Here is a 14,202-nt window from a genome sequence, read left to right on the forward strand (position 1 = left end):
TCATAGAGTGACAAAAATAATACCCATAATATAACTATGGTGTTTATTGTTAATAAACGGGGACGATTCTATCATGCCGGAAAGAAATGTGGTGAGTTTCACACGCTGTTCCGATCAGTGAATAAAATACATCCAGTCAAAATTACAATTTTAGATGATATCCTGTCGCCATGCTTCAGCGGGTAATGCTTCACCAAAATGGCTGGCTATCAATTTGCGTGTAATATTATGCAGCGGAGAAGCCAGTACTTCGGCTGTATTCCCACGTTCAACAACGTCTCCTTGATGCATCACCAGCACTTGGTCACTGATATGTTTCATCATACCTAGGTGTTGGGTTACATAGATATAAGAAATACCGTGTTTTTCCTGTAGCTCCAGCATTAAGTTGATGATTTGGGAGCGCATCGACATATCAAGGGAAGCCAATGCTTCATCTGCGACAATAATTTGTGGTTGTAATATCAGTGCCCGCGCCAGAGCTACCCGCTGTTTTTGCCCGGAGGCGAGCATATGTGGATAATAGTTGGCGTGATCCGGCAATAAACCAACTTGGCGCAACGTCTGGTTGATTCGCTTTTCCCGCTCGGCAGGGGATAATTCTGTATTGAGAATTAACGGCATATCCAGAATCTGACCAATGCGTTGGCGGGGATTCAACGATGTGCTGGGATCTTGAAAAATCATGCGAATACGCTGGCTGCGATAGCTGTAATCTCCATAAGTCAGCTTATGGCTGTTAATCAGAATCTCACCTGATGTCGGTTCAATGACCCCTGATAACATTCTCGCCAATGTGGATTTTCCGGAACCATTAGCACCAATGATAGCCAGTGTCTTTTTAGGCTGTAGGGTAAAACTCAAGGGTTTTACTGCATCAAGATGATGACGGCGGAATAGCCCGGTTTGATAGCGAAATGTTTTAGTCAGATTTTTGACTTCCAGCAATGTTTCAAACACTTACGGCTCCTCTATGTTCAAGGGGAAATGGCAGGCAAATGTATGGTTCTTAATCACCCGTAAGCGCGGGGTTTCAATACAGGTTTTCTGGGCATAGGGGCAACGCGGTCCCAAACGGCATCCCACCGGCAGATGCTCCAATGATGGAATGGCTCCGTGCAGCGTATTCAGCCGACTCTTATGTGGTAACGGGCTGCCAAAGTCAGGAATTGAGCGGATCAGTGCTTGTGTATAGGGATGATAAGGTTTCACCAGCAATTCATCCGGTGTCGCACTTTCTACCGTCTGGCCGCAATATAGTACATTAATGCGTTTAACCAGTTTACTCATCATTTGCAGATCATGACTGATTAACAGAATGGTCATGTTGTTATTCTGATTTAGGCTCGATAGCAAACGGAAGATCTGTGCTTGAGTGGTTGGCTCCATCGCATTAGTGGGTTCATCTGCAATTAGCAGCCTTGGTTGATTGGCAAGAGCAATGGCAATCATCACTTTTTGGCATTCCCCTTCTGTTAATTCATAAGGGTAACAGTGCATAATGTCATCGTGATCTTTGATGCCAACACGATGCAGCAATTCAATTGCACGACGTTTACGCCAATTGAATCTCTGCCACCAACGACCTTTATATGTCCATCCAGGAATAGATTGGATAAGCTGTTTGCCAACATTTTCTGATGGATCGAGACATGATTGCGGTTCTTGAAAGATCATTGAAATATTGTGACCAATCACTTTACGACGTTGCCGCGGTGTTAAGCGTAATAAATCAATGTCATTGAAGCGAAAACGATCTGCGGTAACTTTCAGATTATCTTTTGTAACACCACATATTGCTTTGGCAATCAAGCTTTTTCCTGAACCGGATTCACCCGCTAACCCGAGTATTTCACCTTCTATTAGTGAAATGCTCATTCTGTCAACGGCTTTGACGGGACCTTCTGCCGTCATAAATTCGATGGTGAGGTTTCGAATATCAAGCAATGGCATTATTCGACTCCTGCGTTAATAGCGCGATGCAAGCCGTCACCCAGTAAATTAACCAGCAGGACGCTAAGCATAATTGCGGCTCCGGGCAACATAACAGTCCATGGTGCAGCATAGATCAATTCCAATGAATCTCCCAGCATGGCTCCCCATTCAGGTGATGGCAGTTGCGCACCAAGATCGAGGAATCCCAATGCCGCAATATCAAGGATAGCAATAGAGAGCGCCCGGGTTAATTCACTTACTATCACTGCGGTGATATTGGGGAAAACAGCATAGCGCAGTATATGATAATTTGAAGCACCATCCAGACGTGCCGCAATAATATATTCTTTATCCAGCACATCATGCACGGCAGTATAAATAGTGCGCACTATTCTTGGCAGTAGTGCCAGACAGACTGCAATCATAGCATGTTGCAGGCTGGCCCCAACAAAAGCAACGACAATAATAGCCAGCAGCAGCGAAGGAATGGAGAGCAAAGTATCAAGAATATGGTTCAGGAAGGCAGATTTCAATCCATGAGTCATTCCGGCCAGACTACCGATAATTAAACCCACAATGGCAGCCACAGCGGTCACAATCAATGCAGATCCGAAGGTGGAAGAAGTTCCAATCAGAAGGCGGCTGAAGGTATCACGTCCCAAATCGTCAGTTCCGAGGAAAAAGGTGACATTGCCGTGGTGCGACCATGAAGGAGGCATAAGCTGATCTGAAAATTGCTGATCAAGCCGATACGGAGCAAGATAGTTTCCCAATAAGCTTAAGGCAATTAAAACCAGTACCCCATAAAAACCCGTCATTGCCAATATGTCAGAATAGAAAAATCGCCAGATGACTTTTAATGGCGAAGGCATTTTCTTTTCCCGGTAAACGTTATCTAAGGGCATACCATTCCTTATGCTTCAGGGGATTAGCCATTGCTCCAATAATATCTGTCAGTACATTAACTGAAATAACCAAAGTTCCTATCACCATTACACCCGCTGAAATTGCTGAATAATCCTGTTGGCGGATAGCACTGATTAGCCAATGCCCTAAACCGGGCCAGTTAAATATTTGTTCTGTCACCATAGCCAATGTAAGCATGGTTGAAAATTGTAGCCCCAGTTTGGGAATGATAGGAGGCAGCGCATTGTGCAATAAATGGCGGCGAATGATCGTCAGCCGTGATAACCCGCGTGTCGCTGCTGATTTCATATAATTTGAGGCTGATACTTCTTCAGTACTGTTGCGCATCAACCGAATGACCTCAGTCATGGGAGCAACGGCAAGAGTGATCACAGGCAGGATCATATGCAGAATAACGCTCATGATCATCTCATTACGATAAGGTGATTTTGACAACCATGCGTCAATCAGTGCAAAACCTGTCACTGATTCCATCCGGTAGAGTAAATCAAATCGTCCGGAAACGGGTAACCATCCCAGATGAAGTGAAAAGAGAAGGGTTAGTAGTAGAGCCAACCAGAATATAGGAATTGAAAAACCACACAGGGCGAACGTACTGATAATGGTATCCACTTTTTTCTTGCGCCAGACACCAGCGATAGTTCCCAAAGGGATACCTAGCAGCAACGCAATGGAAAAAGAGAGAATACAAAGCTCCATCGTTGCCGGGAGCACCCCGTATAACTGCGTAATAATCCGCTCACCATTAATGTTGGAAATGCCAAAATCCCACTGAAGCAGGCTGCGGAAATGGAATATATAGGCATCAGTCAGTGATGCACCACTTAAAGGACCATGCGGTGTAAAGTACATTAGGCTGAAACTGATTAATGAAAGAAAAAACAGCGTCACCATCAGAAGCAGCAAACGACGCAAGATATAGATGATCATTTGCTTCCTCTCTTATTTTCAGCAGGAGCAGTTGTTTCCTGTTCGCGGTAAACTCCACCAAAAGAGCTATTGCCAAAGGGACTCAGAACCAGTCCTTTAATGTTATAGCGAAATATTTGTAAGCGCATTGAGTAAGCTAGTGGTAGTACAGGTAACTGCTGTGCAAGGATTTCTTGGGCAATATGATAACTTTTAATGCGTGACGCGAGTTGTTGATTCAACAACGCCTGATGAATTGCATCATCAAAAGCCAAATTACACCAACGGCTCAAGTTCGTCTGGGAGGCAATGGCGGCGCAACTTAGTAATGGCCGGAAAAAACTATCGGGATCGTTGCTATCCGTAGACCAGCCTGCCAACGTCATATCATGGGTTTTATCCATCAGCTTCCTTTCCTGGAAACGCCCTTCAACGGGACGGATGGATATTTTAATCCCAACCTGTGCCAAATCCGCCTGAATAAGTTCTGCCATCTTCAGAGGGCTGGGATTATAGGATTGTGATGAAGTTGGCACCCATAATGTTAACTCCAAACCATTTAATCCCGACTCATTTAATATTTTGCGGGATTTTTCAGGATTATATTCGGTGATTTCGGCACGATTATCATATGCCCACGATGCGCGTGGCAGAATCGATGCTGCTGTTTCAGCCGTGCCATAATAAATGGATTTCATCAGGCGTTGGTTATTGATGGCATAAGCAATGGCCTGACGGACTTCCAATTTATCCAGCGGTGGTTTACTGGTGTTAAATGCAAGGTAGGCAATATTCATGCCTGACCGAAGAGTCTGACGCAGATTTGGATCATCATGTAAAATATTCCACTGATTGGCATCAGGATAGGCCAGTACATCACATTCCCCAGTGAGCAGTTTTGAAATTCGGCCTGTTCCTCCGCCGCCAGTATCTACGACAACTTGTTCCATGCTCGGTTTACCTCTCCAATATTTATCATGACGGACAAGGCGGATGAACTGTTCTGAATGATAATCTTCTAGCATAAATGGCCCGGTTCCAACAGGTTTCCAATCTATCTGTTCCTGCCGATTCATTTGGTGCAGTTTTTCAGCATACTCCTGAGATAGTATAGGTGCGTAATAGGTTGCCAAATGCCATATAAAAGAAGCGTCAGGGGCACGAAGGCGAAATTCGACAGTATAATCATCGATTTTTCGAATATCCTGAACAGCATTATCAAATTTCAAACTATCAAAATAGGGATAATGACCACCATTAACATAGTGATAATAATGTATTTTATCGAAAACGCGGCGGAAGCTGAAAACCACATCGTCAGCATTCATTGTGCGAGTCGGTGTAAACCAATCGGTTGACTGAAAAGCAACATTATGGCGCAAATAAAAGCGATAGGTCGCTCCATTGTCACGCACTTGCCAGTGAGTCGCCAGTTCTGGGGCTAAACGATAAGTGAGTGGATCCACCCCCAGCAGACGATTGTAAATCTGTGCAGCAAGAGTATCTACGATTAAGCCACTGATGGCCATTTGTGGATTAAACGTATTCAGATTACCGTTGACGCAATAAATGAAGCCATTTTGTCGTAGAGCTGCCGAGATATGAGACAGATTTCCTGCTGTGGTGTTTCTGGATTCTGGAATCAGCTTAATAGTTTCTGGAATTGCATCCTTAGCCGACAGAGTGGGAGAAGAAAGCAAGAATATTATCCAGTAAATCAAATAGCGCATATAAAACGTCAGTCATAAAAGAGAGTCTGGCTATTGTAACTTAATTAACGCTTTTTGCTCAAAAACAACGGTCAGATCACGATAGTGAGAGTTATTCTCAATTAAGTGTTTACAAATCGCATTGAGAAGTATTATCATTTGATTGTGCTTTCGGGGGAGACTCTCTTGTCATATCAAGTCTGTAATCTCAAGTAAAGCGCGACATTGCTCACATTGCTTCCAGTATTTTATTAGCCGGCTCGGGTGCCGGCTACTTTTTTATCTATCGTTTCCTGACAGATTCTCATTTATTCGCTGACATGAATATTGATATGGTGTTTTTTGATTAATCCACGTAGTTGGTGATAAGTCAAATTGAGTTTGTCAGCCGTTCTTTTCTGATTGAATTGACTTTCTGTCAATGCCTGCATAATCAAAAGCTTTTCACTGTCATTTTGCCATTGTCTTAAATCGAGCGGTAATTTGGGAAGGTCATTATCGGTCGCGCCATCAGTAGATAATGGGATAAAAGGGGAGGGAGTAAGCTTCTGTGATGGTAAAAAGGGATTGATAATAATAGTATTTAATTCATTTTCATTATCGCCATGCCGATAAATTGAACGTTCTATCACGTTTTTTAATTCGCGGACATTACCGGGCCAGTGATAAGACAGTAACTGTTTTTTGGCTTCGTTGGTAAACCCGGGAAAGAATGACAAATTTAATTCCTGACACATCTGAATCGCAAAATGTTGTGCCAATAACATAATATCTGGTTGCCGTTGACGTAAAGGTGGAATTTGTACTACATCAAATGCAATCCTATCGAGCAAATCAGCCCTGAAGGTTCCACGATTGGCCATTGCAGGCAAATTTTCATTAGTTGCACAAATCAGACGCACATCAACTTGTAGTGACTGACTGCCACCCACGCGTTCCAGATGCCCATATTCAATGACACGCAGCAATTTTTCCTGTACCTGCATAGGAGCTGTAGCCAGCTCATCAAGAAATAACGTTCCACCATCTGCTCGTTCAAAACGTCCTTGATGTTTTGAACGGGCACCAGTGAATGCACCGGCTTCATGCCCAAAGAGTTCTGAATCAAGTAAATTTTCATTGAGAGAAGCACAATTCAGGGAGATAAAAGGCCCTTGCCAACGAGGAGAAAGATAGTGTAAACGGCGTGCAATTAGTTCCTTGCCTGTTCCTCGTTCTCCTAAAACTAAAACAGGCTTATTCAACTTTGCCAGAGCGGAAACTTGTTCCAGAATTTCAATAAAACAGTTTGCTTCACCTAATAGGTTATCAATGAACTGAGACATGGTATTTTTCGCCAATAGTTGGTCAATTTAACCACATTAAACCATTGTGGTAAAAAAACAAATGGAAATTATTATATTTATTTCAATCAGATAATTAAAATATAAAAATTGGCATGTATCTTGTATTTAGTTAAATGCCTTACCGTGTATCTTGTATCCTTTTTAACAATACACAGGCATAACGTATATACATTCTAATGAAAGAGGTTTATGACTATGGGTATTTTTTCTCGCTTTGCTGATATCGTGAATGCAAATATCTCTTCTCTGCTGGATAAAGCAGAAGATCCTCAGAAAATGATCCGTTTGATGATTCAGGAGATGGAAGACACATTGGTGGAAATCCGCTCAACTTCAGCCCGTACTTTGGCAGAGAAAAAACAGCTTCTACGCCGCATCAGTATGGGTGAGAGTCAAATCGATGGCTGGCAGGAAAAAGCAGAATTGGCACTTAGCAAAGGCAAAGAAGACTTAGCCCGCGCGGCGCTGATTGAAAAACAGAAAGTTAGCAGTTTGGTTGAAACACTGACAAATGAGTTGGCGGTTTTGGACGAAACCCTTGAGCGCATTAAAGGTGAAGTGACTGAACTGGAAAATAAATTGACAGAAACACGAGCCAGGCAACAATCACTGGCTTTGCGTCATCAAGCCGCGGCATCTTCCCGTGAAGTCCGCCGCCAACTGGATAGTGGTAAAATAGATGAAGCAATGGCACGTTTTGAGCAGTTTGAGCGTCGTATAGACCATATGGAAGCGGAAGCAGAAGTCGTTGGATTGGGTAAACAAAAATCGCTTGATCAACAATTTGCAGAATTGAAAGCGGATGATGAAATCAGTGCGCAGCTTGCAGCCCTTAAAGCTAAAATGAGTATTAAAGACTCACAATAATGACATAGGTCATGCATGATGGAATGTCATGTACTATGTACTATATGTCATGATGTCATGATGTCATGCTCAATTAAATGTCATGCAAAACTAAGGAAAGCTAATGGGCTATATATTTCTTGGAATTCCGCTGATCATTTTTGTACTTTTTGTTTTACCTATCTGGTTGTGGCTGCATTATAGCAACCAGAATAGTCATCGAGGTCAGTTAGGGAGCAATGAAATTCAGCGGTTAGAACAATTGACAGAGAATGCTCAGCGTATGCAGGAAAGGATCAAAACGCTGGAAGATATCCTCGATACAGAGCATCCAAACTGGAGACAGTCATAATGTCGAATACATACAACCGGAAACTTTACCGTCTGCCAGAGCAGGGAATGGTTAAAGGGGTTTGTGCCGGGCTGGCAAACTATTTTGATGTGCCTGTTCCGCTTATCCGTACCATCACGGTATTGTCGCTGTTCTTTGGTCTATTTGGCATAACAGTACTGGCTTATATTATCTTGACCTTTGTTATGGATCCCGCGCCTGCGGGATATTCCGCAGAGGAAGGCAATAGAGGCCCGTCAGTACAGAACATGTTGGATGATATCGATTACCAATTGAGGGCAGGCGAAGCACGCTTGCGTCAAATGGAACGCTATATTACTTCTGATACTTATAATGTTCGCAGTCGTTTTCGCCAACTTTAGACCTTGCACAACGTTAAACCATCAATTCAATACGCTAGAAGCGTCACGGTATTCCATTTAGGAGAAACATGAAACGGTTGCAAAACGAACTGACGGCGCTTGTTAATCGTGGAATGGACCGCCACTTGCGGCTGGCGGTAACAGGGTTAAGCCACAGTGGGAAAACTGCGTTTATTACTTCTTTGGTTAATCAGCTACTTCATGTTCACAGTGGTGCCAGATTGCCACTGTTTTCTGCCACGAGAGATGGACGACTACTTGGTGTAAAGCGAGTGCCACAGCGTGATTTTGGTGTTCCCCGTTTTGCCTATGATGAGAACATCTCAGCTTTATACGATACTCCTCCATATTGGCCGACACCGACACGTGGAGTAAGTGAAATTCGCTTGGCATTGCGTTATCGATCGAAAGATTCCTTATTTCGTTATCTCAAAGAAACCTCCACTCTTTATCTGGAAATCATTGATTACCCGGGAGAGTGGTTGTTGGATTTGCCTATGCTGGAACAAAATTATTTGGCATGGTCACAGCAGATGGGCGGGCTACTCAAAGGAGAAAGAGCGAATTGGGCTAAAACTTGGTTGGAATTATGCAAACAATGCGACCCATTGGCCCCTGCCGATGAAAATTTGCTTGCCAGAATCGCTCAGGCTTATACAGATTACCTACACCAGTGCAAACAACAAGGTTTACATTTTATCCAACCCGGGCGATTTATATTGCCGGGCGATTTAGCGGGAGCGCCGGCATTGCAATTTTTCCCATGGCCAAATATTGACCATATAGGTGAGCCTCAATTAGCAAAAGCGGGTAAACATACCAATATTGGTATGTTGCGGGAACGTTTTGCCTATTACTGTGAGCATATTGTTAAAGGTTTCTATAAAGAACATTTTCTCCGTTTTGATCGGCAAATTGTTCTGGTGGATTGTTTACAGCCATTAAACAATGGTCCGCAGGTATTTAACGATATGCGACTGGCATTGACACAACTTATGCAGAGTTTCCACTATGGTAAGCGCACTTTATTCCGGCGTTTATTTTCACCTTGTATTGATAAATTGATGTTTGCTGCCAGCAAAGCTGATCATATTACGGTAGATCAGCATGCGAATCTTGTTTCTCTTTTACAGCAATTAGTTCAGGAAGCATGGCAGAACGCGGCATTTGAAGGGATTAGCATGGATTGTGTAGGTTTGGCGTCTGTTCAGGCAACAGAAAGTGGCCTTGTAATTCATAATGGTGAAAAAAACCCAGCCATTAAAGGTAACCGTTTGTCAGATGATAAATTACTGACGTTTTATCCGGGAGATATACCACAGCGTTTGCCGAGTAATGAATTTTGGCAGAAACAAGGGTTTAATTTTGAATCATTCCGGCCAAAACAAGTTAATGTTGACACTCCGTTACCCCATATTCGCATGGACAGTGCGATGGAATTTCTTCTGGGAGACAAATTAACATGACTGAGCCTTTGAAACCGAGAATTGATTTTGATGATTTTGTGCAAACATCGCCAGCACCATCATTAAAATCGAAAAAAGAGTTTAATGAGCAAGAAAAGAAATTTTATCCAGTCCAACCAGAGCTGGAAGCAGAGGAGCAGGAAGGGGAATTTGAAGGCGCAGTGAATGCAGCCCTGAAACCCCAACGTAGTTTTTGGCGAAAAATATTTTCCAGTGCAGTATTGTTACTGAGTGTCAGCGTTATCGCCCAGTTTATTCAATGGATATACCAATCGTGGCAGCAGCATGATTGGATTGAATTGGGTGTTGCTGCCGCAGGTAGCATGATTGTTTTTGCCGGAATAGGTACCGTGATACGGGAATGGCGACGTCTCTACTATTTACGCCAACGTACAGAAGAACGGGATACGGCGAAAATCTTATTGCAAAGTCATGGTATTGGCAAAGGACGCCAATTTTGTGAAAAACTGGCAGAACAAGCCGGAATTGAGCAGCACCCGGCATTACAGCGTTGGCAGGCATCTGTACATAACACACATAACGATCGTGAAATCATCATGTTATACAGCAGATTGGTTCAGCCTGTATTGGACGCACAAGCCAAGAAAGAGATTAGCCGTTCAGCAGCAGAATCTGCGTTGATGATTGCTGTCAGCCCTTTGGCTATTGTGGATATGGCCTTTATTGCGTGGAGAAATATTCGCCTTATTAATCGCATTGCGGCACTTTATGGGATTGAATTAGGTTATTTCAGCCGCATTCGTCTTTTTCGGTTAGTTTTGCTGAATATTGCCTTTGCGGGAGCGTCGGAATTAGCCCGGGAAGTTGGTATGGATTGGTTATCACAAGACATTACTGCTCGCCTTTCTACACGTGCGGCTCAAGGGATCGGTGCGGGGCTGCTTACGGCTCGTTTGGGTATTAAAGCGATGGAATTATGTCGTCCTTTGCCGTGGATTGATGGAGATAAACCAAAGTTGGGTGATTTTCGTCACCAATTACTCACTCAGCTTAAAAGTACGTTATCGATGAAAAACATATCCTCCACCAAGACTAAAAATTCAGTGGAAGAAACAGTTAATAGCGCAGTGGTTAAATAATGTCCGCTGTCATTTCTGCTTGACATTTTAATTTATTGTAAACTTTTACTGACAAGGGCTTCATCTATTGCACATTAACAGGTAATATTTCAGTCGGTTACGAACAGCATGTAAATAAGGTCAGAACAATGCGATTGGAAATTACTTGTCAGGATCGAATTGGGTTAACTCGCGAGTTACTTGATTTACTGTTTTTACGAAATATTGACCTGAAAGGAATTGAGATTTCTCCTGCACGTCGTATTTACCTTAATTTTACTCAAGTTGATTTCAACACTTTTCGTTTATTGATGGCAGAAATTCGCCGTATCAATGATGTGATTGATGTCAGGACGGTTGCTTTCATGCCGTCAGAGAAAGAACACAGGGCGATGTGGACACTATTGGAATCGGCTCCTGAGCCTATATTTTCTATTGATATGAAAGGCAATATTGAACTGGTCAACCCAGCCTCTTTGGTACTGTTTGATCTCAGCAAAGAAAAGATCAATCAAAAAAACATCAGCCACTTAATTAGCAATTATAATTTCCTCCACTGGCTTGAAAGTGAGCAACATCAACTGCATTCGACTCATTTATCCATTAAAGGACAGAATTATGAGATGGATATTATTCCCATGCAGTTAACGGATGAGAATCAGGTTGTCAGATGTGTGGGCGCTGTGATTATGCTGCGTCCTGCGACAGAGTCATCATCCAAAAAATTAATCGTCAGTGATGATGGTGCTTTTGAGCAAATTATTGCTGTCAGCCCGAAAATGGTTCATGTCGTTGAGCAGGCACGTAAAATGGCGATGCTCGACGCACCTTTATTACTTATCGGTGAAACAGGAACGGGAAAAGATGAATTTGCTAAAGCCTGCCATCTGAGAAGTGCAAGGGGAAATCAGCCTTTCCTTGGGTTAAATTGTGCATCTATGCCAGATGATGTTGTCGAAAGTGAACTGTTTGGTTATGCAGCGGGAGCTTATCCGAACGCTCTGGAAGGTAAAAAAGGTTTTTTTGAGCAGGCTAATGGCGGCACGGTTTTGTTGGATGAAATCGGCGAAATGTCGTCACAGATGCAGATTAAATTACTTCGTTTCTTAAGCGACGGAACCTTCCGGCGTGTTGGCGAAGATAATGAAGTTAAAGTTAACGTTCGGATTATTTGTGCGACCAAAAAGAACTTAATTGAGTTGGTACAAAAAGGGGAGTTTCGTGAAGATCTCTACTACCGATTGAATGTGTTAACCATCACATTGCCTCCTTTACGTGAACGTCAGGCAGACATCATGCCACTGACGGATCATTTTGTAGTACGTTTTGCAAAAGAACAAGGTTTGGTAAAACCTAAATATTCTCATGAACTAGAGCAATTTCTGTGTGGTTATCATTGGCCGGGTAATGTCAGACAACTGCGAAATGCTATTTACCATGCATTGACTCAATTTGAAGGTAACAAACTATGTCCGCAGGATATCCAGTTACCTGAATTAGAGACAGAAATGGCATTTAATGAAGATATTTTGGTCGGTTCTTTGGATGAAATCAGCAAACGTTTCGAACGTTCTGTATTGACCCGTCTTTATCGCCATTATCCCAGCACACGTAAACTGGCCAAGCGGCTTGGTATTTCTCACACAGCAATCGCCAATAAACTACGTGAATATGGCCTAAGTGGTAAAAAACATGTGGCTGAGCATGAAGATGATGAATAATTTAAGGTAGCAAAAAGGCTTCATTTGTGATTCATACGTGGTAATCGCCTGAATTTCCGGCGATGCGATGCCGATAAACTGGCATTGAGACTCAAAATCATGCAGCGCCTGTAAGGCATCTTCCCGGCAGGCAAAGGGCTTTTTGCCTAGTTTGCCGAACTGTTTATGCTCTTTTTCTGTCTCCTTAAGCGTATTTTTCCTGAAAGTCTGGCCTTCACGTTTTTCCGCCACCGTACTGTTTACCAGTAGCCAACGTTGAGGAACACCGCCATACGATGATGTCGCCCAGCAGCCTGAATAGCCTTCACTGAGGGGGCTGAATTGGTCAGCGGTCACGTTCCGGAGATGCTGTTTAGCTTCCTTGATCGTCAAGGGAACGCGCGTAATAAATCGTTGTTTTTGCTGATGAAGCGAGGAGATAGCGGCTTCAGTATAAAGTGCGGCATCGGCCAGTTGAACTCACAGCCGCTTTCAGACATTGAATATGCGTTTTGATAGTCTGGGCAAAGGCTTTGGCATCATTCGTATTCCCGCTCATGGCCTGCATGTAGACAGGGATACCCGCCTGATTTTCACAAATCAGTTCAAGGACAACCTGGTTCAGTTCAGGCCGGTGATCCCGGCTATAACCTGGCACCAACGCAATGCGTTTTGTGTTATCAGCCAACGCGCTGTCATAGTCACCATCAACATGAAAACTCGTGATATCCAAATGAACGGAATCGGGCTTCAGCCCTAATTTATCAATCAATTGCTCAGCAAGAATCTGATAAACTTCCGACACACCCGCTTTATATAAGGCATCCAGTGTACGGCCGAGTCCATCATCATTAAGGTGTTCAGCCTCAATGTCCGCGCCAATTAAACGCGTAATCGGCTTATGTTGAAAAAAGCCGGAAAACATGTGCAATGTCCGGCTGTGAAACCCCAGCCCGTTAAGGATCATTGCCAGAAAAGCATCGCCGTGAGAGACGGTATGCGCTGAATATTTTGGGATAATGGCATCAATCATGCGGGGCAAACCGATTTCATGACAAAAAGCGGCGATAAGACCAAGATGATCAAGACGTTTAATGATGGGTTCTGGTGTGGACATATTCGTTTTCCGGCAAATAAAAGTAATAGATCAAAATTGGCGGCCACCGTCAATCCAGCCCAATGTATTAAAGACCCCAAATAGGGGCAAGATCACACTATTTTTAAATCAGGAATGCGGTGCGGAATGGCGGGTTTAATATATAATTTAAGTTAATAAAAGTCATGTTTCCCCCAATAATTAATATTGTGATAAACACCTCTCTATTGATGTGCAAAATTACCCCGATGACGACCAATGGGAAAGAGCAAAACACCTGGGTGTCACGCAGTCAGATATCTGTCCAAGGCCCTTGCTGTTTTCTTCATTAGCCGTGTATTGTTCCATAGGTGTAAAGCCAGGTCTGATAATAATTTCAAATTCATTAAAACAGTATCCAGTGGGTAATGTATGGGAGAGACAATGACTGTCATTATTATGAGAATTTATCATGGTGGATGTTTCTCTTAATCCC

12 protein-coding genes and 2 pseudogenes are annotated in these 14,202 nt (G+C 43.1%); 7 read left to right on the top strand and 7 right to left on the bottom strand.

Annotated elements, in window-relative coordinates:
- Positions 1–150 precede the first annotated feature (150 nt).
- The 6 genes from sapF to pspF form a co-directional block, all read right to left on the bottom strand.
- Positions 151–960: a putrescine export ABC transporter ATP-binding protein SapF gene (sapF, locus tag AC5JQI_RS08930; protein WP_493914466.1), complete on the bottom strand. Its 810-nt coding sequence runs from the start codon at positions 958–960 to the stop codon at positions 151–153.
- Entirely contained in the window at positions 961–1,953 is a 993-nt protein-coding gene (sapD, locus tag AC5JQI_RS08935) for a putrescine export ABC transporter ATP-binding protein SapD (protein ID WP_237386342.1), read from the bottom strand.
- Positions 1,953–2,840, bottom strand: a complete 888-nt coding sequence (gene sapC, locus AC5JQI_RS08940; RefSeq protein ID WP_493914467.1) for a putrescine export ABC transporter permease SapC — start codon at positions 2,838–2,840, stop codon at positions 1,953–1,955. The genes sapD and sapC overlap by 1 nt, the downstream gene beginning before the upstream one ends.
- On the bottom strand, positions 2,827–3,792 hold the full coding sequence (sapB, locus tag AC5JQI_RS08945; RefSeq protein ID WP_493914468.1) for a putrescine export ABC transporter permease SapB: 966 nt from the start codon (positions 3,790–3,792) through the stop codon (positions 2,827–2,829). Before sapB ends, sapC begins: the two co-directional genes overlap by 14 nt.
- Positions 3,789–5,501, bottom strand: coding sequence for an ABC transporter substrate-binding protein SapA (gene sapA / locus AC5JQI_RS08950; protein WP_493914469.1), 1,713 nt, complete (start codon positions 5,499–5,501; stop codon positions 3,789–3,791). The genes sapB and sapA overlap by 4 nt, the downstream gene beginning before the upstream one ends.
- A gap of 287 nt (positions 5,502–5,788) precedes the next feature.
- Positions 5,789–6,805 carry a phage shock protein operon transcriptional activator gene (gene pspF / locus AC5JQI_RS08955; protein WP_493914470.1) on the bottom strand — a complete coding sequence of 339 codons (1,017 nt, stop codon included), beginning with the start codon at positions 6,803–6,805 and terminating at the stop codon, positions 5,789–5,791.
- Between the two features lie 216 nt (positions 6,806–7,021).
- Between pspF and pspA the strand changes: the two genes are divergently transcribed.
- From pspA to tyrR, 6 genes are all read left to right on the top strand, one after another.
- Entirely contained in the window at positions 7,022–7,693 is a 672-nt protein-coding gene (gene pspA / locus AC5JQI_RS08960) for a phage shock protein PspA (protein WP_493914647.1), read from the top strand.
- Between the two features lie 103 nt (positions 7,694–7,796).
- A complete protein-coding gene (gene pspB / locus AC5JQI_RS08965; RefSeq protein WP_092550366.1) occupies positions 7,797–8,024 on the top strand; it encodes an envelope stress response membrane protein PspB in 228 nt (75 codons plus the stop codon).
- On the top strand, positions 8,024–8,386 hold the full coding sequence (gene pspC, locus AC5JQI_RS08970; protein WP_237386304.1) for an envelope stress response membrane protein PspC: 363 nt from the start codon (positions 8,024–8,026) through the stop codon (positions 8,384–8,386). Before pspB ends, pspC begins: the two co-directional genes overlap by 1 nt.
- A gap of 68 nt (positions 8,387–8,454) precedes the next feature.
- The gene (locus AC5JQI_RS08975) at positions 8,455–9,852 is read left to right on the top strand and encodes a YcjX family GTP-binding protein (protein WP_493914471.1); all 1,398 of its coding nucleotides are present in this window, start codon (positions 8,455–8,457) and stop codon (positions 9,850–9,852) included.
- Complete coding sequence (locus AC5JQI_RS08980; RefSeq protein ID WP_493914472.1) at positions 9,849–10,952, top strand: YcjF family protein; 1,104 nt, start codon at positions 9,849–9,851, stop codon at positions 10,950–10,952. The genes AC5JQI_RS08975 and AC5JQI_RS08980 overlap by 4 nt, the downstream gene beginning before the upstream one ends.
- Before the next feature lie 128 nt (positions 10,953–11,080).
- On the top strand, positions 11,081–12,652 hold the full coding sequence (tyrR, locus tag AC5JQI_RS08985; protein WP_493914473.1) for a transcriptional regulator TyrR: 1,572 nt from the start codon (positions 11,081–11,083) through the stop codon (positions 12,650–12,652).
- Between the two features lie 15 nt (positions 12,653–12,667).
- Here the strand turns inward: tyrR and AC5JQI_RS08990 are convergent.
- A pseudogene (locus AC5JQI_RS08990) lies at positions 12,668–13,748 on the bottom strand (IS1634 family transposase); the annotation flags it as partial.
- 190 nt (positions 13,749–13,938) lie between these two features.
- Between AC5JQI_RS08990 and AC5JQI_RS08995 the strand changes: the two are divergent.
- Positions 13,939–14,154: pseudogene (locus AC5JQI_RS08995) on the top strand (hypothetical protein); the annotation flags it as partial.
- Between the last annotated feature and the right edge of the window lie 48 nt (positions 14,155–14,202).

Source organism: Xenorhabdus sp. XBWT (assembly GCF_059072735.1).

Excerpts from the sequence above, each read along its gene's own strand:
- sapD (WP_237386342.1), bottom strand. The coding sequence starts at position 1,953 with ATGCCATTGCTTGATATTCGAAACCTCACCATCGAATTTATGACGGCA.
- sapC (WP_493914467.1), bottom strand. The coding sequence starts at position 2,840 with ATGCCCTTAGATAACGTTTACCGGGAAAAGAAAATGCCTTCGCCATTA.
- sapB (WP_493914468.1), bottom strand. The coding sequence starts at position 3,792 with ATGATCATCTATATCTTGCGTCGTTTGCTGCTTCTGATGGTGACGCTG.
- sapA (WP_493914469.1), bottom strand. The coding sequence starts at position 5,501 with ATGCGCTATTTGATTTACTGGATAATATTCTTGCTTTCTTCTCCCACT.
- pspF (WP_493914470.1), bottom strand. The coding sequence starts at position 6,805 with ATGTCTCAGTTCATTGATAACCTATTAGGTGAAGCAAACTGTTTTATT.
- pspA (WP_493914647.1), top strand. The coding sequence starts at position 7,022 with ATGGGTATTTTTTCTCGCTTTGCTGATATCGTGAATGCAAATATCTCT.
- pspB (WP_092550366.1), top strand. The coding sequence starts at position 7,797 with ATGGGCTATATATTTCTTGGAATTCCGCTGATCATTTTTGTACTTTTT.
- pspC (WP_237386304.1), top strand. The coding sequence starts at position 8,024 with ATGTCGAATACATACAACCGGAAACTTTACCGTCTGCCAGAGCAGGGA.
- AC5JQI_RS08975 (WP_493914471.1), top strand. The coding sequence starts at position 8,455 with ATGAAACGGTTGCAAAACGAACTGACGGCGCTTGTTAATCGTGGAATG.
- AC5JQI_RS08980 (WP_493914472.1), top strand. The coding sequence starts at position 9,849 with ATGACTGAGCCTTTGAAACCGAGAATTGATTTTGATGATTTTGTGCAA.
- tyrR (WP_493914473.1), top strand. The coding sequence starts at position 11,081 with ATGCGATTGGAAATTACTTGTCAGGATCGAATTGGGTTAACTCGCGAG.